Here is a 19,795-nt window from a genome sequence, read left to right as displayed (position 1 = left end):
GTGCCCGACATTCGGTCAGATGGGGAGCAGCTGCCACTGCCGGTTGCGGTGGTCGCCGTCGGCCCCTCGCTGCTGGACGGCCGCGGGGGTGGTGGCGTCGACGCGCAGCAGCAAGCCGCTGTGCCGGTTGGCGATCTCGAACACCCGGGGGCTGTCGGTCGCGGGGCCGATGGGGATCAGCCGCCACTGCTGGTGGTGTGCGTCAGCGCCCTGGTAGGCGCGCTGCGCGACCACCGTCCCGTGCACCTTCAGCCCGTCGGGGACCTCCAGGACCAAGCCGCTGCGCACGTTCTCGAAGGTGTAGAGCACCTCGCCGTCCTGCTGGCCCGCCACCACCAGGCGCCACCGCTGGTGCTCCCGGGGCGCGGCGATGACCTGGTGGATCTCGGCCCCGTCCTTGGTGGACTCGCGCAGGGCGCCCATCCGCAGCCTGCTGCGGACGTTGGCCCAGGAGACCACCGTGCCCGACTCGGGCAGGCCGGCCGTCGCGGGTGAGGTGACCTTCCGGATCCGGTGGCCGCCGTACTCGGAGATGTAGAGGGTGCCGACGCAGTCCAGAGCGAGCCCCAAGGGGTTGTTCAGTTGGGCCTCGTCAGCTGGGCCGCCGTCGCCGGTGGAGTCGGCGGTGCCGGTGCCGGCGATGGTGGTGATCGTGCCCTCGGCCGTGATCTTCCGGACTCGGTGGCTGTTGTATTCGGCGATGTAGAGGACGCCCGTGCCGTCCACCACCAGCCCGGTCGGACAGTTCAGTTGGGCCTCGTCGGCTGGGCCGCCGTCGCCGGTGGAGTCGGCGGTGCCGGTGCCGGCGATGGTCGTGATCGTGCCCTCGGCCGTGATCTTCCTGATGCGGTGGTTGTCGGCATCGGTGAAGTAGAGGGTGCCCGTGCCGTCCATCGCCAGCCCATGCGGGCGGTTCAGTTGGGCCTGGTCCGCAGGCCCGTTGTCGCCACTGAACCCCGCGGCACCGGTGCCGGTGTCGGTGCCGGCGATGGTCGTGATCGTGCCGTCGGCCGTGATCTTCCTGATGCGGTGGTTGTCGCGGTCGATGAAGTGGAGGGTGCCGGTGCTGTCCACCACCAGCCCGGTCGGACAGTTCAGTTGGGCCTTGGCGGCCGGGCCGTTGTCGCCACTGAAGCCCGCGGTGCCGGTGCCGGCGATGGTGGTGATCGTGCCGTCGGCCGTGATCTTCCTGATGCGATGGTTCTCGCCGTCGGTGAGATAGAGAGTGCCCGCGCCGTCCACCGCCACCCCGCGGGGGTAGCTCAGTTGGGCCTTGGCGGCCGGGCCGTTGTCGCCACTGAAACCCGCGGTGCCGGTGCCCGCGACCGTTCCGATCCTCCCGTCGGTCGTGACCTTCCGAAGCCGGTGGTTGTCGCGGTCGACGAAGTAGAGGGTGCCGGTGCTGTCCACCGCGATCCCGAACGGGCCGTTCAGCTCTGCCCGGACCGCAGACCCGTTGTCCCCCTTGGGGCCCGCGACTCCGGTCCCCGCCACCGTGCTGATCACGGGGGCGGGGCTCTCGCTGCCTGTGGTTGCCTCAGGAGCAGTGCTCATCGTCATCCCTTCACCGTTCACTGGCCGCCTGTTGGTCTTTTGCAGGGGGCTGTCGGGTGATTCCAGAAAGTCATATGGACATGGGGATGGCAATTGCCCGTCCGAGTGCTACCTCGCGCAACAGGTTGACGTGCCTGGTGGATGGTCAACTTGTCGGAAGATCAGTGCATGAGTGAGATCCGGACACAAGGGAGCCGGCAGCGCTGGAGCCACTCGCGCACCAGCTCGACGTCCCGCCGGCCCGAATCAGCGACGCCGGGCACGAACCCTGCCCTCAGCAGCCCGAGGTGGCGCGGGCGCACCTGCGCCGGTCGGACAGGAAGGGCAGGGAGCCAAGGGTCGCGCTTCAGCTGCTCGACCCGCGAGCGTTCAGGTGCGTGGAAAAGAAAGCGGTCAGCTTGTCGACGGCCGCATCGATGTACTCCTTCTTGTCATACAGATCGACGTGACTGGCGCCTTCGATCCAGTACAGCTCGGCCGGGCCGGTGGCACGCTGATGTGCCTGGACGGCCATCCACGAGGTGACGGCACGGTCGCCGACGATCTGCAGCATCGGACGCGGGCCGATCAGCGGGACGGCGAAGAACGGGTCGTAGCCGGCCAGGCGGTCGATGCTTTCCCAGGCCAGGAACTTCGCGGACCGTTCGTGCTCGCCGCGCGTGGTGCAGTAGTACTCGAATCCTTCGACGCCGTGCTCGCCGCCCAGCGCGTGTGCCTGCTCGGCGCTCCGCGGGAACATCGTCATCACACCGGGGTCCTTGCCGCGGGCGGCTACGGTACGGGCCCGGGCAGCCGCGTCCAGCAGGGACCGGAAGACGGCCGGGTTCTGCCCCCCGTCGGCTCCCAGCCGGAACTGGCGGGAGGGGTCGGCGGTGCACACGGCGGCCACCGCCCGCACCCGGCTGTCACTGCCGGTCGCGGACAAGGAGTACCCTCCGGACGCGCAGATGCCGAGCAGGCCGATTCGGTCCTCTGCGATGTCGTCACGCGCGATGAGGTATGACACCGCGGCCTTGAAATCCTCCACACGCTGCGCCGGGTCCTCCAGGCCCCGCGGAAGACCGCCGGACTCGCCTTGGTGGGCGGCGTCGAAGGCGAGGGTCACGAACCCGCGCTCGGCGAGCCTTTGCGCGTACGTCCCGGAAGTCTGCTCTTTCACCCCTGTTCCAGGATGGCCTACCACCAGCGCGGGAAGAGGGCCCGCAGTGGGGGTGTCGGGAGTGTACAGGTGCGCGGCGATCTCGATGTCGGCACTGTAGAAACGGATGTCGGACCTGGCCATGCGGGCACTCCTTTGAGTCGGTCGGTTCGTGGGATTTCCGGCAGGTTCCGGACGCGTGAGGATGGGACTGTCCCTCCCGGGCCGGAGGCCCCTGCCCCGGTGCCGCGGGCTGGGCGTGCGGGCCGAGGCAGGAGCGGTGTCAGACCTGGTTCCAGTACTCGTCGAACTTGGTACCGATGACCCTGGTCGAACCACAGAGAAGGGCGAGCAGCGCACGGATCCGGGCGCGGTTGTTGTGGCCGTCCGCAGGAGTGTGTTGCGTCTCCTCCGGCCGCGCGCGGCGGTAAGGCGCGAGACGCCCGCCACACCTGCACGGGACGCAGATCCGATCCTGACGTGTCAGCACGGACCGACGCATCAGTCGTATGACTCAATACGACCGATTTCGACGTCGAGGCGGATCAGGGTGCCCTCGACGGTGGGGAGTTGGCCCTGGTGGTCGCTCCAGGCGGAGCGTCGCCGGACGCGGGGGTGCAGGCGGTGCCAGGCGCGGACGCGGGCGGTGCTGCGGGAGGCGCAGGCCGTGTGGGAACGGGTCGTGATCGCCCGGGAGACGGTGGGCGAGGTCCTGGCGGAACCTCGCGGACGCGGGGAGGATCCCACACTGGTCGCCCCCGGCCCGGGTACTGGCCAGGGTTCGACACTGGCTCGACGGGCCCGTGGTCCCGGGATCGTGGTCGGTGGACGCCGACCGGCTTCCGTTGCGGCGAAGAAGGAGTTGACGAGGGTGGAGCCTGGCGGCAAGGGCAGGCCGGACGGGACGGGGGATCCGTTGTCGCCGCAACTGCGCGGACGCGCCCGGGAACAGGAAGTACTCGATCGGCTGTTGCTCGACCTGCGCCGCGGACACAGCCGCGTACTGGTCCTGCGCGGGGAGTCCGGCATCGGCAAGACCGCGCTGCTCACCTATCTGGCCGGTCGCGCCCCGGCAGGCCGCGTCGTCCGCACGGTCGGGGTGGAAACCGAGTTCGAGATCGCGTACTCGGCTCTCCAGCAGATGTGCGCTCCGCTGCTGAGCCAGCTGGACCGGTTGCCGGCGGCGCAGCGAGCCGCTCTGGCGACGGCGCTGGAGCTGGAGCTGGAGCTGGGGCTGGAGCGCGGACCGAGCGATGGCGGATCGCCTGGCGGTCTGCTGACCGGACTGGCCGTGCTGGGCCTGTTCGCCGAGGCCGCCGCTGTCGAGCCGCTGGTCTGTGTCGTGGACGACGCGCAGTGGATCGACGGGATCTCCGCGGCCGTCCTCGCGTTCGTCGCCCGGCGGCTGGACGCCGAGTCCGTGGCCCTGGTCTTCGCCGTGTCCACCTCGGCGTCGGTCCGCACGCCGACCAGCGCCGGACTCCTTGCCGGCCTGCCTGAGCTACAGGTCGACGGGCTCCGCGACGACGACGCCCGGGCGTTGCTCGACTCGGTGCTGCCCGGTCCGGTGCTCCCCCGCGTACGGGACGCGATCGTCGCCGAAGCACGCGGCAACCCGCTGGCGCTGATGGAGCTGCAGCGCGGTGAGAGCGAAATCAGGAAGAGGTAGGGGGACACATGACCGGGTTGCAGCGATGGGGCGTCACCACGGCGATGGTGGGCCGCGAGGACGAGCAGGCGGAGCTCGTGGCGTTCGTGACGTCCGCCACGGGCCAGGCTCTCGTCCTGCGAGGGGAGACGGGGGTCGGCAAGAGTTCGTTGTTGGGCCACGCCGCCGCGCTGGCGGAGCAGGAGGGCCACGTCGTCCTCCGGGCCGCCGGTGTCGAGGCGGAGTCCGAGCTGCCCTATGCCGGGCTGCACCAGTTCCTCCATCCGCTGCTCGCCGACGTCGCGCGGCTGGACGACGGGACCCGGGCGGTGTTCGACGCTGTGTTCGGCGGAGTGCAGGGCGATCCGCCGTCGGTCATGGCGCTCGGCATCGCCGTGCTCAGCCTGTTGTCGCTCTCCTCCGCACAGCGGCCGCTGTTGTTGGTCCTCGACGACGCGCAGTGGCTGGACGACTCCAGCGCCGACATCTGCGGGTTCGTGGGCCGACGCCTGGCCGGCAGCCCGGCGAAGATGCTGGTCGCGGTCCGCACCGACCTCACGTCCCGCTTCGACACCGCCGCACTGCCCGAACTGCCGATCACCGCCCTCACCGACGAGGACGCGGCCCGCCTGCTGGACCACCGGTACCCGGAGCTGAGCCGACGGGTCCGTCGAATCGTCCTGGAGCAGGCCCAGGGCAACCCCCTGGCCTTGGTGGAGCTGCCCGCCCACTTCGCCGGCCGGTCGAGCGACCTCCCGGTAGAAGATCTGATCGGTCAGCACGGCGTGCCCCTGCCCCGGCGGCTGCAACGGCTGTTCGGCACCCGCATCGCCGCCCTCGACGAGCGGGTGCGGACCCAGCTGCTGATGGGCGCGCTCGACGGCGCCGGGACCCCGAGCGGCACCGACCCCGTCCCCGGCACCCGCTACAGCATGCGCGACGCCGACACGGCGGTGGCCGCTGGTCTGCTGGACATCGACGTGGTCACCGCCGATCTCGTCTTCCGCCACCCGCTCGTGCGGTCCGCCGTCATGCGGATGGCCACTCCCAACCAGCGCCGCGCCGCGCACCTGGCGCTGGCGCAGTTTCATCGGGAGAACCTCGAACGCCGGGCGACGCACCTGGCAGCGGCAACGGTCGATCCGGACGAGGACGTCGCCGACATTCTGGAGGCGGCGGCCGAGTCGGCGACCCGGCGCGGCGGCGCGCTGGCCGCCGTGACCTGGCTGACCCGGGCCGCCGAGCTCAGCGAGAACCACGCCGACCGGTCCCGGCGACTGACCAACGCGGCCTTCGTCGCCGGTCACGCCGCTCGCCTTGGTCAAGCGCACCGTCTGGTCCAGGCAGATCTCGCGCCCGGCTCGACGGACTCGCCGGCCTCGGTGCTGGCGGCCGCCTACCGGGCGCTCTACCAGGACGGGGACGTCCGCTCCACGCACCGCCAGGTCTCGGCCGCGATCGAGAAGCTCCGGGACGCAGGGACAGCCATCGCCGGCGAGGCCGCCGAACCCGACGAGGTCCTCACCCGGCTGGTGATCCTGCTCCTGGCCATCAGTCAGTTCAGCGGGGACCGCGCGGCCTGGGAGAGCACGCGCGAACTCCTCGCCTCCATGGGCGACCTCGTCACCGAACACTCGCGCCTCTACAGCGACACGTGGAGCGATGTGACCAGGCACGGAGCAGGCTGGGCCGGGCCGGTGCGACAGGCCGCCGCGAACCTGTCCGAGCTGGAACCCTGGGCCGTCACGCGGCTCGGCGCGTCCGCGTACCACCTCGACGTCCTGAGCCACTACCGCCCCCACCTCCAGCGCGTCGTGGACCGCGAGCTGGAGACCGGAGCCGTGGCCACCGGCATGGTCATGCTGCACCAGATCATGCTCGACCAGATGACGGCCGGCGAATGGGCCCAGGCCGAGGACACCGGACAGCGCGGCCTGGACCTGGCCACCGAGCACGGCCACCACCTGTTCGCCGCCCAGAGCCGCGCGTACCTGGCCCAGCTGGCGGCGCTGCGCGGTCAGGTCGGGCGGGCGCGGGACCTCCAGGCCGAGGTGGACGCCTGGGCCCGCCCGCGCGGTCTGGGGTTCCTGGCCCAGGTCGCCGACTCCGCCGGCGCGACCGCCGCGCTGGGCTCCGGCGACTACGAGACCGCGTACCTCTACGCCATCGGCATCACACAGCCGGGCACGTTCCGGCCCTACGCGTACCAGGCCTCGCGCACCCTGCTCGATCTCGTCGAGGCCGCCCGGTACACCGGACGCGTCGAGCAGGCCCGGGCGCACGCACTCGCCGCGCGCGACACCGGTCTGCCGAAGGTGTCGCCCCGCCTGGCACTGATCACCTACGGCGCGCTGGCGATGACCGCCGAGGACGAGCGGGAGGCCGCCGAGATGTTCACGCGGGCCGAATCCCACCCGGACGCCGACCGCTTCCCGTTCGAGCTGGCCCGGATCCGGCTGGCGCACGGCATCCGGGTGCGCCACGTCCAGGGTCCGGAGGCGGCACGGCAGTACGTGGTCCCGGCGGCCGAGGCGTTCGAGCAGCTGGGTGCGGCCGGCTGGACCGAACGGGCCCGGGCCGAACTGCGCTCCACCGGGGTTGCCCCCCGCGTCTCGACGCTCAACCTGGCCTCGCTGACCTGGCAGGAACGCCGCATCGCCGACCTGGCCGCCAGCGGCCTGACGAACAAGGAGATCGGCCAGCGGATGCACCTGTCGCCACGAACCGTCAGCTCACACCTGTACCGCATCTTCCCCAAGCTGGGCATCACGGCCCGGGCCGCGCTGCGCGACGCACTGAGCCGGACCGACGCGGCGCAGGTCTGATGCCCGCGCTCAGCCCCCTGCGACCACGGCCTCGACGCCGTTGGCGGCCAGCCAGACGAGGACGTGGTCGGCGACCGAACGCCAGCCGCTGTCGAACACCAGGGAGTGCCCTCGATCGGCGAACTGCTTCAGGTCCGTCACGGCGGAGGAGTCGCCGTAGAGCTTGTAGACCGAGCGGGTCACGGCGTCCGGGACGATCCGGTCCTCCTGGCCGGACACGAGCAGGAGCGGTCCGCGTGCCGAGTTGGCCGCGTTCACGACGGTGTCGGCCGGCCCGGCGGCGGTGCGGTCGAGTCCGAGGTCCGCGAGCAGCCGGAGCGGGGCCGGAACGGCGTACCGGTCGAAGAGCTTCTCGGCCTCCTCCTCTCCGACCGCGTTGACGACGAGGTGTCGGAACCGGGCGCGCGGCAGCAGCCCGAAGCCCGGGTTCCGGGTCGTGCCGGCCGACATCGGCGACCACGGCCGGGGCCGGCCGTCGTCCAGCGGCACACCGCCGGGCGGCAACGGAGCGAGGGCGACGGCGGCACGGCCGAGGCCGGCCGCGAGGAGGTGCTGGGCGATGAGGCCGCCGACCGAATGCCCGATGAGGACCGGCGGATTGTCCAAGGTACGCACTACCTCCTCGTAGTGGGCGGTGAGCGCGGCGAGCCCGAGGTCGCGCAGCGGGCCGGGGTCGCGGCGGGCCTGGTCGGCGGTGGGCGCTTCGCCGGGCCAGCCCGGGACGCACACCGCGTAACCGTGCGCGGTGAACCGTTCGGCCCAGCCCTCCCAGGAGGACATGTGGAACCACGCACCGTGGATGAGGACGACGGGGGTTTGCTTCACGGCCAGACCTTCCGATTGCGCACACGACGACCCGCCGGCATCGCGGCGCTCCTTCGAGGATCACCGAGCAGTAGGACGGCGGAAACAGTCGAATGACTGAATCTGGCGGCCCGGCAGACCCTTCGTGCGTCTGTGAGCCTCTTCGTGCGTCTCGACGTCATGTGACCGATGCGCCGGGCCGGTGACCGAAGAACAGTGGAGGCATCAGCAGGTCTCCAGGAAGGATCAGACATGATCAACAGGCGTACCTTCACCAAAGCGGTCGGTCTCGGCGTGGGCACCACGGCCGTGTCGCTCGGCGCGGCATCGAACGCGCCTGCCGCCTTCGCGGGCGGTGCCGACCGGCCCGGCCGACCGGCCCCGGTCATCCCGGCCGTCGCCCCGGGCACCCACACCACGTTCACCGACCTGAAGCGCATCCGGGCCGGCGTGCTCGACATCGGCTACGCCGAGGCCGGCCCGAAGCACGGGCCCGTGGTCATCTGTCTGCACGGCTGGCCCTTCGACATCCACAGCTATGTCGACGTGGCGCCGCTGCTGGCGGACGCCGGCTACCGGGTGATCGTGCCGTACCTGCGAGGCCACGGCACCACGAACTTCCTGTCCCCGACCACCGTCCGCACCGGGCAACAGGCCGCGATCGCCCTCGACGTCATCGCCCTGATGGATGCCCTGAAGATCCACAAGGCGGTGCTGGCCGGTTTCGATTGGGGCTCGCGCGCCGCCGGAACCGTCGCGGCGCTGTGGCCGGAGCGGGTCAAGGCTCTGGTGGCGGTGAGTGGTTACCTCATCGTCAACGTCCCGTCGCAGAAGAACCCGTTGCCGCCGAAGGCCGAGCACACCTGGTGGTACCAGTACTACTTCGCTACCGACCGCGGCCGCGTCGCCATGGAGACCAGGCAGAACCGGCACGACCTGTGCCGGCTGGTGTGGGAGGAGACATCCCCGACGTGGAACTTCGACGACGCCACCTTCGAGCGCACGGCCACGGCGTTCGAGAACCCTGACTACGCCGCCATCGTGATCCACAACTACCGCTGGCGCCTGGGCCTGGCCGACGGCGAGCGCTGCTACGACCGCTACGAGCAGCTGCTCGCGGCCCGACCGCCCGTCACGGTACCGACCATCGCCGTGGACCCTGCCCTCGACCCGTTCCTGCCCACGACCGACGGCAGCGGGTACCGGCAGTTCTTCACCGGCCCCTACGAGCACCGCGTCCTCGCGGGCATCGGCCACAACGCGCCGCAGGAGGCGCCGACGGCGTTCGCCCAGGCCGTGGTGGACGCCGACCACCTGTGACCCACAAGCGGGTCGACCACATGGAGGTACGAACGTGAGTGATCCCAGTCCCGGCACGCACGAACAGGCGACGGAAATCCGCAAGGCCCGATTCGGCGCGCTCCCGGAACGCGTCCTCTTCGAGGACATGGTCGAGGAGAAGGCGGTGCTGCCGGCGTATCGGGCGGTGGACGCCCACGACCCCGATGCGCTGGCGGTCAGGTTCTCCTGCCTGGCAGCGGATCCGGGCCTCTGAGCACAGCAGGTCAGGCACGACGCGGCACTGGCGAACAAGACGTTCTCCGCCGATGACGGCACATCAGTCACCTGACGCCCGGTCGTCGAGGCCGCTCGGAGGCGCGGAGGGGCCCGGAAGCGTGAAGTCACATGACCGATGCGCCGGGAACGGTCCGAGGGCGACAGTGGGGACCGCCGGATCCACCGCACTGTTCGAAATCCCTTGGAGTGTTTCCATGTTCAGCATCCAGAAGGGCCGCACGCGCCGCTTCATCGCCGGCGCCGCCACCCTCGTCGGCGCGTTCGCCGTCGTCGGCACCGCGAATGCCGCGACCCAGGACTCGGCCGCCGACCGGGCCCCGAAGCCGACCGTCGTCCTCGAACACGGCGCGTTCGCCGACGGCTCCAGCTGGGACGGCGTGATCGCCAAGCTGCGCCATGACGGCTACCCGGTCGTCGCGGCCGCCAACCCGCTTCGCGGCCCGGCCTCCGACGCCGCCGCGCTGCGCAGCCTCGTCGACCACATCAAGGGCCCGGTCGTCCTGGTCGGCCACTCCTACGGCGGTTCGGTCATCAGCGAGGCCGCCGTCGGTGAGCCGCGGGTCAAGGCCCTCGTCTACGTCGCCGCGTTCCTGCCCGCGCCGGGAGAATCCGCGCTGCAGCTGACCGACCGGTTCCCCGGCTCCACCCTGCCCGGCACGCTGGACCCGGTGCCGTTCACCAACGCCGACGGCAGCACCGGCACCGACCTGTACATCCAGCAGGACAAGTTCCGGGCCCAGTTCGCCGCCGACGTCCCGGCCGACCGGGCCGCGCTGGCGGCCGCGTCGCAGCGGCCGATCGCACAGGCCGCACTGACGGAGAAGGCCACCGCAGCCGCCTGGCAGACCGTACCCAGCTGGGACATCGTCACGACCGAGGACCTCAACATCCCGGCCGCCGCGCAGCGGTTCATGGCCGAGCGCGCCCACGCCCACACCACCGAGGTGGCCGCGTCCCACTCCGTCGCGGTGTCCCACCCGGGCCTGGTGACCGGGGTCGTCGAGAAGGCCGCCCGCGCCACCCGCTGAAGGCCCTGCCCGGCGGCCGGCTACTGCCCGGCCAGGGCGCCGTCGAGCTCACGGCGGGAGGAGATCCCCAGCTTGGCGAAGACCTTGCGCAGGTGCCACTCGACTGTGCGGGGGCTGAGGAACAGCCGCGCTCCGATCTCCGCGTTCGGGTGCCCGCCGGCCGCGAGGCGGGCGATCTGCGCCTCCTGCGGAGTCAGGACCGGCGCGCCGGGGGCCCGCTTGCGGACGGTCTCGCCGGTGGCGAGCAGTTCTCGCCGGGCCCGCTCGGCGAACGCCTCCATGCCGAGCGGCTCGCCGAAGGACGCGGCGGCCGCCCGGCCACCGCGCGCGAGGGCCCGGTCGGCGGAGCTCTCCAGCGCGGCCGCCACCTGCTCGTCCGGCCCGACCGCGGCATGGGCCCGGTGCCAGGCCTGCCGGTCAGGGTCGCGCTCGGCGTCGGTGGCCGGCGCGTCCTCGACGGCGTCTGCCTGACCGCCTCCCCCGGCCACCGGATCGGCCTGATCGGGGAGAACGGCGCCGGCAAGTCCACCCTGTTGCGGGTTCTCGCCGGCACTCCACCGTGCTCGACCATGGCGACGGCCTGCAGTGCTTCGCCTTCGGCACCTACGGCACGGCATCAATGCCACTGGTAGAAGGAACCGTCGGCCCGCCGGAACGAACGTGGCGCCGGCGCAGCCCTGTCGGCCGGCGGCGCCCGCCGCGCAGACCCGCCGAAGCCCTGGGTGTGTCCTGCAGTCAAATGACTGATGTGTGCCGGGGACGGGTCGGCGACAGTGGTGCGAGCCGGGGGTGCCCGGCGGCGGGCGCGTCCGGCGTGCCGCGCGCTCGTTGATAGATGAGAACGAGGAGCAACAGAATGACCATCAGTCAGCGGCCCGGCGGGAAGTGGAAGACGGCCGCGGTCGCCGCGGTCGCGGCACTGGCCGTCACCGGCGCCATCGCCGCGCCTGCCAGCGCCGCACCCCAGGTGGTTTCGGCGGCGGACCGCCTGAGCATGGGGACCCAGGACCTGTACGAGGCCGCGCAGTCGGGAGAGCCTGCGAAGCCCCGCGACCACCCGGCCGGGCGCCCGCTGCTCCCGCACCGCTGGGTATCCGTGCTCGGTTACGGCGCCGTGCAGGCCCTGAATCAGAAGACCCACTTCGGCTGGCAGCGCAACTACAAGGACTGGTCGGTCGCCATCGTCGGCAACAACATCCAGGGCAAGGAGGTGACCATCTACACCAAGATCACCAACCTGATCTACGGTGAGGGCGGCGTCATCGGCGCCCGGACGGCTCCGACGGGACAGGTGGCGGTCGCGCACAACACCATCGTGGCTCAGGGGAACGTCAACATCGTGACCGAGATCGTGAACGTCCACCTCATCAGCCCCCAGTTCCAGGACGTCTACAGCGGCCAGTGCTATGCCCAGGAGGACCTCCGAAACAGGATCAAGGCAGAGCTCGCCTGCACGCTGGGCTGAGCCGTAGCCGGGCGGGCCCGAGCGTGTTGCGCTCGGGCCCGCCCGCTCACCGGCCCCGCCAGGTGGAGAGGGACCCGTCAGGGAGCGCCCGGCGCGCATGGATCGGCTCGGCACCGTCCGACACGGTTCAGCCCTGATGCCATCAGGAACATCTCACCCGAGATCCTTCGACATGCCGCTTCCGTTGGTGACGATGCGTAGTGGACCAGTCGGACAGGTAGGCGGCCGGCCGACAGGCCATACCCGCGCCAAATCCACCGATCGCTGTCGGCGCACGGCTCCGCCGCCCGGGGACATTCACCCGTTCGGGTCACAGGTCGACAGGGCGGCCCTTCGGTGGACGAGTATCTGACAACGTGTCACTGGCATGCGAGGAAGGGCTACGGCGGCTGTTCCCCAGCAGGCCGCAGCGGCGCAGATACGTTTCTCCCCCACATGGGCCGGACGTCCTGCACCCGTGTCGACCGGAGCGGTGCGAGAAGGAGGAGGGGTTGATGCGGGTCGGGGTCGTCGGGGGCGGGATTGCGGGACTGAGCTGCGCGCTGAGCCTGCACGCGGCCGGGTTCCGCCCGTGGGTGTGCGAGGCGGCGCGGGCGATCGAGGCGGTGGGCGTGGGGATCAACCTGCTGCCGCATGCCGTCCGGGAGCTCGCCGAGCTCGGCCTGGCCGACGAACTGGCCGCGATCGCCCTCGCGCCGCAGCGGCTGCGCTACTACGACCGGGCCGGCGCACCCGTGTGGGACGAGCCGCTGGGTACGGCGGCCGGTTACCGGTGGCCGCAGTACTCCGTACACCGCGGCCGCCTGCACACCCTGCTGCTGGCGGCGGTGGTCGAGCGGCTGGGCCCGGACGCGGTGCGCACCGGGCGGCGGCTACAGCACTTCGAGACGGTGCCGGGCGGCGTCCGGGCCCACTTCCTGGACCGGCCGACCGGGGCGACGGTGGTGGAGGAGGCCGAGGTGCTGGTCGGCGCCGACGGCATCAACTCCGCGGTCCGGGCCCGGCTCCACCCGCACGAGAGCGCCGCACGCCGGCACGGCGTCCTGATGTGGCGCGGCATCGCGCCCCGCCCGCGGCTGCTCGACGGCCGCTCGCTGGTCGTGGCGGGCGGCACCCCCGGCGCGAAGTTCGTCGCCTACCCCATCGCCCCGACCGCCGAGCCCGGCGAGGATCTGCTGAACTGGGTGCTGGAGGTACCCGACGAACCGCCCGCAGCGGCGCCGGGGCACTCCGGCTGCCCCACCACCCCCACCGAGGCCCGCCCGGTCACCGCGACCGAGGCCCAGGCCCGCCTGCGCGAGTGGCAGCTACCGTGGATCGACCTGCCGGCCCTGGTTGGGCACACCTCCCCCGTCCTCGCGTACCCGATGGCCGACCGCGACCCGCTGCCGTCCTGGAGCGCGGGACGGGTCACCCTGCTCGGGGACGCCGCCCACCCGATGCTCCCGATGGGAATGAACGGCGGCTCGCAGTCCGTGATCGACGCCCGGGTCCTGGCCTGGTGCCTGGCCCGGGAGGCCGACCCGGTGGCCGCCCTGCGGCAGTACGACGATCTGCGCCGCCCGGTCCTGAACGCGCTGGTCCTGGCCAACCGCGCCCTCGGTCCTGAGGAGATCATCGCCCGCGCGGCCGAGCACGGTGGCCCACTGCCCGCCGACCGAGCCGCCGCCGTCTCCGGACGATACAAGGAGCTGTCCCTGGCCACCGTCGCCGACGTCAACGACCGCCCCTCCTGGACCGTCCCGCGGCCCGACGTCCGCTGACACCGCCGCGCCCCCGAGGCTGGCGGTGTTCTCCGGAAAGATGCCGGACTGCACGGTCCGGATTCCCGGCGGCGTCGGTGGAGGCCAGCAGGGCCTGGAGCAGGGCCACCCCGACGCCCCGGCCTTGGGCGTCGGGGTGGACGTGGCTGGAGGGCGCGATCACGGAGGCCGCGAGGCCCTCCACGCCAAGGCAGGCTTCGGTGTGGTCGGCACCCGCGAACGCCTCGGCCGCCACAACGGCGGCTGGCGCGACGTCGTGTTGGTGGAGCGCCGCAGCCCCGTCATCTCCTGACCGGCCTGGCGGCCTGGCGGACGTTCGCCAGGCCGCCAGGGCGAGTCAGAACCGGCCGGCCCCGATCAACTGGCCGGGGCGGCCGTTTGCGGCGGGGGCGAGGTCACCGACGACTACGCCACCATGCGCTCCGCCCAAGGCGGTCGGCCCCTACCTGGAGTTCGTCCGCACGCCGGACACCGAGAGCGTGTGGAGCCGCGTTCACCTCGACGTCCGCCCGTGCCGCGGTGACGACATGGCGGCGGAGGAGTCCCGACTGCGCGCCCTTGGCGCCCCCGACCCCGGTGTCGGCCGGTCCGCGATCTCCTGGACCGTGCTCGCCGACCCGCAGGAGTACGAGTTCTGCCTCCTCACTCCCTGCTGACCGACTCCGGCCCCTGATCGTTCGTTTCCGTTCGACGGCCGCCGGTGATGCGTTAGGTTCCGTGTCGTGACTGACAACTTCGGGCGCCTGCTGGCCGGGCGGTACCGGCTGCGCGACGTGCTCGGCCGGGGCGGCATGGGGACGGTCTGGCGGGCCCACGACGAGCAACTGGACCGGGAGGTGGCCGTCAAGGAACTGCGGCTGCCCGAGGGCATGGAGCCCGCCGAGCGGGAGTCGTGGATCGGGCGGCTGGACCGCGAGGCCCGTGCCGCCGCGAGGCTCAAGCACCCCGGGGTCATCACCGTCCACGACCGGGTGGCGGGGGAGGACGGGCTGCCGTGGATCGTCATGGAACTGGTCCGCGGGCGCTCGCTGGACGACCTCCTCCAGGAGGAGGGCTCGCTGCCGCCCGAGCGGGTCGCGCGCATCGGTCTGCAGGTCCTTGAGGCACTGCGGGCCGCTCATGCGGCGGGCATCACCCACCGGGACATCAAGCCCTCCAACGTGCTGCTGGAGGGCGGGCGCGTCGTCCTGACCGACTTCGGGATCGCCGCCGTCGAGGGCGACCTGACGCTGACCCGCTCGGGCGCGCTCCTCGGCACGCCGGCCTACATGGCCCCCGAGCAGGTCCGTGGGCTCCCGGCGACGGCCGAGTCCGACCTGTGGGCCCTGGGCGCGACGCTCTACACCGCCCTGGAGGGCCGTCCGCCGTTCGCCGGTGCGGGCGCCGGGGCCGTGTTCCTGGCCATCGTCACGGAGGAGCCGACACCGGCCGCCCACGCCGGGGCGCTCGCACCGCTCCTGACGGGCCTGCTCCGCAAGGCGCCCGCGGACCGCCTGACGGCCGAGGCCGCCCACGAGCTGCTCTCCGGACTCGCCCTCGACACCAAGCGCCTCCCACGGGACTGGGCGCCGCCCGCCGCCTCGCACCCGACGCCGGGCACCATGCGCCTGGCGCCACCGGTGGAACGGCACACGCGAACCCGCCGCGCGCTCCTCGCAGTTGTCCTGGCGGCTGCCGTCGCCGTTGCGACGTGGAAGCTGTGGCCGGAAGCGGCATCCGACGCCGGGAGGACTGCGGCCACCAGTGCGCCCACCACGACCGCCAGCAGTGCCGGCACCAGCTCCAGCACCGCGCCCGCGCCGACTCGGACGCCGACCCCGACCCCGGTGCGCACGCCGACCTACACGCCGAAGCCCGCCGTCCCGACGCTCGACCGTGCGGCCGTCGACCGGGTCTTCCAGGTGTACATGAACGGCCTGGCCAACCACGACATGACGGCCCTGCGCAGCGGGACCTGCCCCCGGCTGCGCTCGACGCTGCTCGGGTTCGCGCTCAACGGCTACTACGTCGCGCGCTGGCAGCTCCAGCCGTACGACATACCCGTCGGGACGGACCAGCTCAGCGTCGAGGCGACGGTCACCCAACAGGACCCGAACACCGGGCGCCTGGCGGGCGACGTCAACTACCAGTGGATCGTCGAGCGGGACGCGGACCAGAACTACTTCGTCTGCGGCTGGCTCAACCAGCGCTGACCGCCGCCCGCGGGCATGTCAGGCCGGCCGCCCGGCGAGCCGCGCACGGCAGCAGTCGGCGAAGCAGTCGGAACTGAAGCAGACCCCGGTGCGGTCGTCGAAGAACCCGACGGTCGCCGGGTTGTCGAACAGTGGCGGCCGGAACGCGGTGAGCGTCCGGTCCCCCACGTCGATGGACTGACCCGGGTTGAGCAGGTAGATCCGGTCCATGGGCAGCGGATGCTCCGTCGATATGATCCCGGCGCCCACGAAGGTGGTGATCACCCGCGCCTGCGGGGCGGCGTCGCAGCACGCGCCTCGAACTGGAGCTCAGGGATCCGGTGGCCTCGCCTGGACCGTCAGTCGGTGACGCCGGCCAGATGGCGAGCGAAGTAGGCGGTGAGTTTGCCGACAGCGGGGTCGATGTACTCGGCCTTGTCGTAGAGGTCGACGTGGCCGGGACTTCAGTCGTACGACTCAAGTCAGCGGATCTCGGTCGGTGCATCCGGACAGCCGCCCGCGCTTGGACGTCCTGAGGCTGAGGAAGCGGCCCTTTCACTGCTGCCTGGACACATGGAGCTGAAGGATCATCAGCCAGTTGTCATCGGATGTCAGGTGACGAGGTGCCGCCGCGCCATCTCGCCGAATGTGGGGTCTCGGTGTCGCCGCCTGCCGCGCAACGGACGGTCGAGCTGACGGAGCAGGAGAGCCGGATCGCCAGGCACGCACGGGACGGCCGTTCGAACGCGGAGATCGGAGCCGAGCTCTTCCTCAGTGCACGGACGGTCGAGTGGCACCTGCGCAAGGTGTTCACCAAACTCGGCATCAGCTCACGGCGGGAGTGGCACACCGTGCTGCCGTAGCCGTCCCACGGGCCCGCCGGGCATCGGCGATCACCGCATGGCGGTCACCGCTCCGACAAGGCGCCGTCGATCTCTCGACGGGAGGAGATCCCCATCTTGGCGAAGACCTTGCGCAGGTGCCACTCGACCGTACGAGGGCTGAGGAACAGGTGTGCGCCGATCTCCACGTTCGGGTGCCCTGCGGCCGCGAGGCGGGCGATCTGCGCCTCCTGCGGGGTCAGGACCGGCGCGCCGACGGTCCGCTTGCGCACCGTCTCACCGGTGGCGAGCAGCTCACGCCGGGCCCGCTCGGCGAACGCCTCCATGCCCATGCGCGCGGCCGCCTCGTACGCCGCCCGCAGCTCGGTACGGGCCTGCGCGCGCCGGTTCCGGCGGCGCAGCCACTCCCCGTACAGCAGTCGGGCCCGGGTCTCGAACACGCCGAGCCCGCCGCGGCCGAAGTGGTCGATGGCCTCGCGGTAACGGTCTTCGGCCCGCTCGGGCGCTCCGGTCAGGGCGTCGGCGACCGCATGCGCGCCCAGGGCCCAGGGCGTGCCGGCCCGGCTCCAGTCGGCGAGCCGCTCGCGCGCCCCGGCCGCCACGGCCGGCTCGCCGGCCCTGGTCGCGGCCTCGACCAGCTCGCTGCACGTCCAGAAGTGCACCACGAGGTCCTTGTGCCCTCCCCCGCGCAGCGCCGCTTCCATGGCGAGCGGATAGTTGCCCAGGCCGTTGTGGAGCACGGCCCGCTCGCACGCGGCTACGCGGATCAGCCGGCCCAGGCCACGCTGCTCGCCGTCCCGTTCCATGGCCCCGAGCAGTTCCAGGGCCTCTCGCTCCCGTCCCCGGTACGCGCCGATCAAGGCCGCCGTGGCCGTGCGCATCGCCACTCCGGTGGCCGTGTCCATGGCTGCGGCCTCGGCCAGCAGGTCCTCGGCTTCGGAGAGACGCCCCGCATGGCCCAGCGCGCCCGCCCGGTAGGGCAACGCCGTCGAGAGGACCGACAGCGTGCCCGTCGTCCGGGCGAAACGGACCGCCCGATCGGTGACGTCCAGCCATGCCTGGAGATCGCCCAGCTCCGCGGCAGCGTTCGTGGCCGCCCACAGGACGGACGGCTCCTCCTCGTCGGCGAGGGAGCGCAGCGCCCGCGCCAGTAGCGGGAAGGCGGCGGCCTGCCCGTCCGTGGTCCATGCGACCAGGGCACGGAGGAAGATTCCGGCCGGCTCGTCGCCGGGTGTCAGGCCACGAGCGACCTCGGCCGCTCGCCGTATTCCGCCTTCGTCGAGCGGCCAGGCCCAGATGGCCGCGTCGAACGCCGCGAGGCAGGTCTCCCGCGCGACGGCCGGGTCGAGGTCCCTGAACTGGCGCGCCGCGTCGAGCAACGGCTGCACCGCGCCCTTCCCCGAGTCGGTCATGGACGACGCCTTGGCCCGCAGCCGGCCGGCATGGGCCTGCTGCAACCGGTCCAGCGGCCCCAGCTCCGCGGCGGCGAGCAGGTCGGGCACCCGGGTCGGCAGGCCGGCGGCGACGTTGGCCGCTGCGGCCGCCAGTGCGCGCCGCGCCCGCTCCTTCCGGTCGGGGGTGAGCGCGGCGGCCCGTTCCAGGAAGGAGGCGGCGGCCGCCCGCCCACCGCGCGCCAGGGCCCGATCGGCGGAGCCCTCCAGTGCGGTGGCGACCTGCTCGTCCGGCCCGACCGCGGCATGGGCCCGGTGCCAGGCCCGCCGGTCGGGGTCGCGCTCGGCGTCGGTGGCCTCGGCCAGGGCGCGGTGCGCCTCCCGCAGCTCGGCGGGCTCCGCGCCCCGCCAGACGGCGGAGCGCACCAGCGGGTGCCGGAACCGCACCGAGGCTCCCAGCGTGATCAGGTCCGCGGCCTCGGCTGCCGCCGCTGCCTCCGGACCGACTCCCAGCAGGCGCAGAGCACGCCACAACAGCGACCCGTCGCCGACCGGTTCGACCGCCGCGACCAGCAGCAGGGCGCGGGTGTCGCCCGGCAGCGCGTCCACGCGCCGACGGAAGCCGTCTTCGAGCCGGGTCGCCAACGGGCCGGCGCCGGGCCCGCCGAAGCCGAACGCCAACTCCGCCGGCGACAGGCCCCGGGTCAACTCCAGCAGGGCGAGCGGATTCCCGCCGGTCTCGGCGACGATCCGGTCCCGCACCCGGGCGTCGACCGGCCCCGGCAGCACGCCGTCCAGCAGCGCCCGGGCGTCGGCATCGGCCAGCCCGCCCAGAGGAAGGTCCAGCAGACCGGAAAGGCCCTCGTCCTCCGCCTTCCCGTCCGTGATCCGCTCGGCGAACACCAACGCCACCGATTCCGCGTCCAGCCGGCGTCCGACGAACGCCAGGATCCGCTGGGACATCAGGTCCAGCCACTGCGCGTCGTCGACCAGGCACACCAGCGGAGACCGGGCCGCCGCCTCGGCGAACAGGCCGAGGACCGCCATCCCGACCAGCAGCATCTCGGGAGGGTTCCCCGCGCTCAGGCCGAACGCGACCCGCAGTGCGTCCTGCTGCACCTCCGGCAGCCTGTCGAGGTGCGACAACAGCGGGGCGCACAGCCGTTGCAGAGCCGAGTACGCGAACTCAGCCTCGGCCTCAACGCCGGCCGCGCGCACGACCTGCCACGGCCCCGCCTGACCGGCCAGATGGTCGAGCAGCGCCGACTTGCCGACGCCGGCCTCACCCCGCAGCACCAACACCCGGCTGCGCCCGTCGCCCACCTCGCGCAGCAAGCCGGCCAGCACGTCCAACTCCCGGGCGCGCCCGAGCAGCTGGTGTTTCGCGCGCTGTGCCATGAATCCTCCGGTACGAGTTCCTCCCGGAGGAGCTACACCCATCCTACGAAGAGCGGGGCCGGCTGAGCCGCACGGATCCGGTCGTCCCCGGCCGTCCCCGGGCCGGTGGCGCGGGAGGTACGGACACGGTGTGTCCCTTCGGGGCGGGCGTGCGTTCTCCGTCGTCGGTTCCGCACCACCGTTCGACATC

General features: G+C 72.3%; 12 protein-coding genes and 7 pseudogenes. 12 read left to right on the top strand and 7 right to left on the bottom strand.

Annotation, left to right across the window (positions count from 1 at the left end):
- Window positions 1–15: 15 nt before the first annotated feature.
- Both CRP52_RS27585 and CRP52_RS27580 read right to left on the bottom strand, forming a co-directional pair.
- A complete protein-coding gene (locus tag CRP52_RS27585; RefSeq protein ID WP_097240383.1) occupies window positions 16–1,554 on the bottom strand; it encodes an NHL domain-containing protein in 1,539 nt (512 codons plus the stop codon).
- A 346-nt stretch (window positions 1,555–1,900) separates the two neighbouring features.
- Entirely contained in the window at window positions 1,901–2,836 is a 936-nt protein-coding gene (locus CRP52_RS27580; RefSeq protein ID WP_097238854.1) for an alpha/beta hydrolase, read from the bottom strand.
- Window positions 2,837–3,563: 727 nt separating this feature from the next.
- Between CRP52_RS27580 and CRP52_RS27570 the strand changes: the two genes are divergently transcribed.
- Together CRP52_RS27570 and CRP52_RS27565 are read left to right on the top strand one after the other, a co-directional pair.
- Window positions 3,564–4,361: an AAA family ATPase gene (locus tag CRP52_RS27570; protein WP_218893122.1), complete on the top strand. Its 798-nt coding sequence runs from the start codon at window positions 3,564–3,566 to the stop codon at window positions 4,359–4,361.
- An 8-nt stretch (window positions 4,362–4,369) separates the two neighbouring features.
- Window positions 4,370–7,165 (top strand): helix-turn-helix transcriptional regulator, encoded by a 2,796-nt coding sequence (locus tag CRP52_RS27565; protein ID WP_257032878.1) that lies wholly within the window; start codon window positions 4,370–4,372, stop codon window positions 7,163–7,165.
- A gap of 9 nt (window positions 7,166–7,174) precedes the next feature.
- Here the strand turns inward: CRP52_RS27565 and CRP52_RS27560 are convergent, their stop codons facing one another.
- Window positions 7,175–7,990: an alpha/beta hydrolase gene (locus tag CRP52_RS27560; protein WP_097238851.1), complete on the bottom strand. Its 816-nt coding sequence runs from the start codon at window positions 7,988–7,990 to the stop codon at window positions 7,175–7,177.
- A 231-nt stretch (window positions 7,991–8,221) separates the two neighbouring features.
- Between CRP52_RS27560 and CRP52_RS27555 the strand changes: the two genes are divergently transcribed.
- The 3 genes from CRP52_RS27555 (at window position 8,222) to CRP52_RS27545 (ending at window position 10,575) form a co-directional block, all read left to right on the top strand.
- Window positions 8,222–9,289 (top strand): alpha/beta fold hydrolase, encoded by a 1,068-nt coding sequence (locus CRP52_RS27555; protein WP_097238850.1) that lies wholly within the window; start codon window positions 8,222–8,224, stop codon window positions 9,287–9,289.
- A 34-nt stretch (window positions 9,290–9,323) separates the two neighbouring features.
- Window positions 9,324–9,524, top strand: a complete 201-nt coding sequence (locus CRP52_RS27550; protein ID WP_097238849.1) for a hypothetical protein — start codon at window positions 9,324–9,326, stop codon at window positions 9,522–9,524.
- Window positions 9,525–9,741: 217 nt separating this feature from the next.
- Complete coding sequence (locus CRP52_RS27545) at window positions 9,742–10,575, top strand: alpha/beta fold hydrolase (protein ID WP_097238848.1); 834 nt, start codon at window positions 9,742–9,744, stop codon at window positions 10,573–10,575.
- A gap of 20 nt (window positions 10,576–10,595) precedes the next feature.
- Here the strand turns inward: CRP52_RS27545 and CRP52_RS27540 are convergent.
- Window positions 10,596–10,853: pseudogene (locus tag CRP52_RS27540) on the bottom strand (helix-turn-helix domain-containing protein); the annotation flags it as partial.
- Window positions 10,854–11,009: 156 nt separating this feature from the next.
- Here CRP52_RS27540 and CRP52_RS27535 point away from each other — a divergent pair.
- The 3 genes and pseudogenes from CRP52_RS27535 to CRP52_RS27525 all read left to right on the top strand — a co-directional run.
- Window positions 11,010–11,126 (top strand): annotated as a pseudogene (locus CRP52_RS27535) (ATP-binding cassette domain-containing protein); the annotation flags it as partial.
- Between the two features lie 305 nt (window positions 11,127–11,431).
- The gene (locus tag CRP52_RS27530) at window positions 11,432–12,040 is read left to right on the top strand and encodes a hypothetical protein (RefSeq protein WP_097238847.1); all 609 of its coding nucleotides are present in this window, start codon (window positions 11,432–11,434) and stop codon (window positions 12,038–12,040) included.
- 494 nt (window positions 12,041–12,534) lie between these two features.
- Complete coding sequence (locus CRP52_RS27525; protein ID WP_097238846.1) at window positions 12,535–13,803, top strand: FAD-dependent monooxygenase; 1,269 nt, start codon at window positions 12,535–12,537, stop codon at window positions 13,801–13,803.
- 15 nt (window positions 13,804–13,818) lie between these two features.
- Here the strand turns inward: CRP52_RS27525 and CRP52_RS39890 are convergent.
- A pseudogene (locus tag CRP52_RS39890) lies at window positions 13,819–13,954 on the bottom strand (GNAT family N-acetyltransferase); the annotation flags it as partial.
- 24 nt (window positions 13,955–13,978) lie between these two features.
- Here CRP52_RS39890 and CRP52_RS39885 point away from each other — a divergent pair.
- From CRP52_RS39885 to CRP52_RS39880, 3 genes and pseudogenes are all read left to right on the top strand, one after another.
- Window positions 13,979–14,095: pseudogene (locus CRP52_RS39885) on the top strand (GNAT family N-acetyltransferase); the annotation flags it as partial.
- A gap of 99 nt (window positions 14,096–14,194) precedes the next feature.
- A pseudogene (locus tag CRP52_RS38510) lies at window positions 14,195–14,459 on the top strand (VOC family protein); the annotation flags it as partial.
- Between the two features lie 66 nt (window positions 14,460–14,525).
- A complete protein-coding gene (locus CRP52_RS39880) occupies window positions 14,526–15,995 on the top strand; it encodes a serine/threonine-protein kinase (protein WP_257032877.1) in 1,470 nt (489 codons plus the stop codon).
- Between the two features lie 60 nt (window positions 15,996–16,055).
- Here the strand turns inward: CRP52_RS39880 and CRP52_RS27500 are convergent.
- A pseudogene (locus CRP52_RS27500) lies at window positions 16,056–16,277 on the bottom strand (MBL fold metallo-hydrolase); the annotation flags it as partial.
- 389 nt (window positions 16,278–16,666) lie between these two features.
- Here CRP52_RS27500 and CRP52_RS27495 point away from each other — a divergent pair.
- Window positions 16,667–16,837 (top strand): annotated as a pseudogene (locus CRP52_RS27495) (response regulator transcription factor); the annotation flags it as partial.
- 44 nt (window positions 16,838–16,881) lie between these two features.
- On the opposite strand, the gene CRP52_RS27490 reads toward CRP52_RS27495, so the two are convergent.
- Complete coding sequence (locus CRP52_RS27490) at window positions 16,882–19,605, bottom strand: ATP-binding protein (RefSeq protein WP_097238845.1); 2,724 nt, start codon at window positions 19,603–19,605, stop codon at window positions 16,882–16,884.
- Between the last annotated feature and the right edge of the window lie 190 nt (window positions 19,606–19,795).

It is taken from the genome of Streptomyces sp. 1331.2, from assembly GCF_900199205.1.
Lineage (GTDB): Bacteria > Actinomycetota > Actinomycetes > Streptomycetales > Streptomycetaceae > Kitasatospora.
The sequence above is the reverse complement of the archived record's forward strand: the minus strand, read 5'-3'. Positions and strand labels throughout refer to the sequence as shown.

Coding starts and splice junctions, on each gene's coding strand:
- CRP52_RS27490 (WP_097238845.1), bottom strand. CDS start 19,605: ATGGCACAGCGCGCGAAACACCAGCTGCTCGGGCGCGCCCGGGAGTTG.
- CRP52_RS27545 (WP_097238848.1), top strand. CDS start 9,742: ATGTTCAGCATCCAGAAGGGCCGCACGCGCCGCTTCATCGCCGGCGCC.
- CRP52_RS27555 (WP_097238850.1), top strand. CDS start 8,222: ATGATCAACAGGCGTACCTTCACCAAAGCGGTCGGTCTCGGCGTGGGC.
- CRP52_RS27580 (WP_097238854.1), bottom strand. CDS start 2,836: ATGGCCAGGTCCGACATCCGTTTCTACAGTGCCGACATCGAGATCGCC.
- CRP52_RS27585 (WP_097240383.1), bottom strand. CDS start 1,554: ATGAGCACTGCTCCTGAGGCAACCACAGGCAGCGAGAGCCCCGCCCCC.
- CRP52_RS27565 (WP_257032878.1), top strand. CDS start 4,370: ATGACCGGGTTGCAGCGATGGGGCGTCACCACGGCGATGGTGGGCCGC.
- CRP52_RS27525 (WP_097238846.1), top strand. CDS start 12,535: ATGCGGGTCGGGGTCGTCGGGGGCGGGATTGCGGGACTGAGCTGCGCG.
- CRP52_RS27530 (WP_097238847.1), top strand. CDS start 11,432: ATGACCATCAGTCAGCGGCCCGGCGGGAAGTGGAAGACGGCCGCGGTC.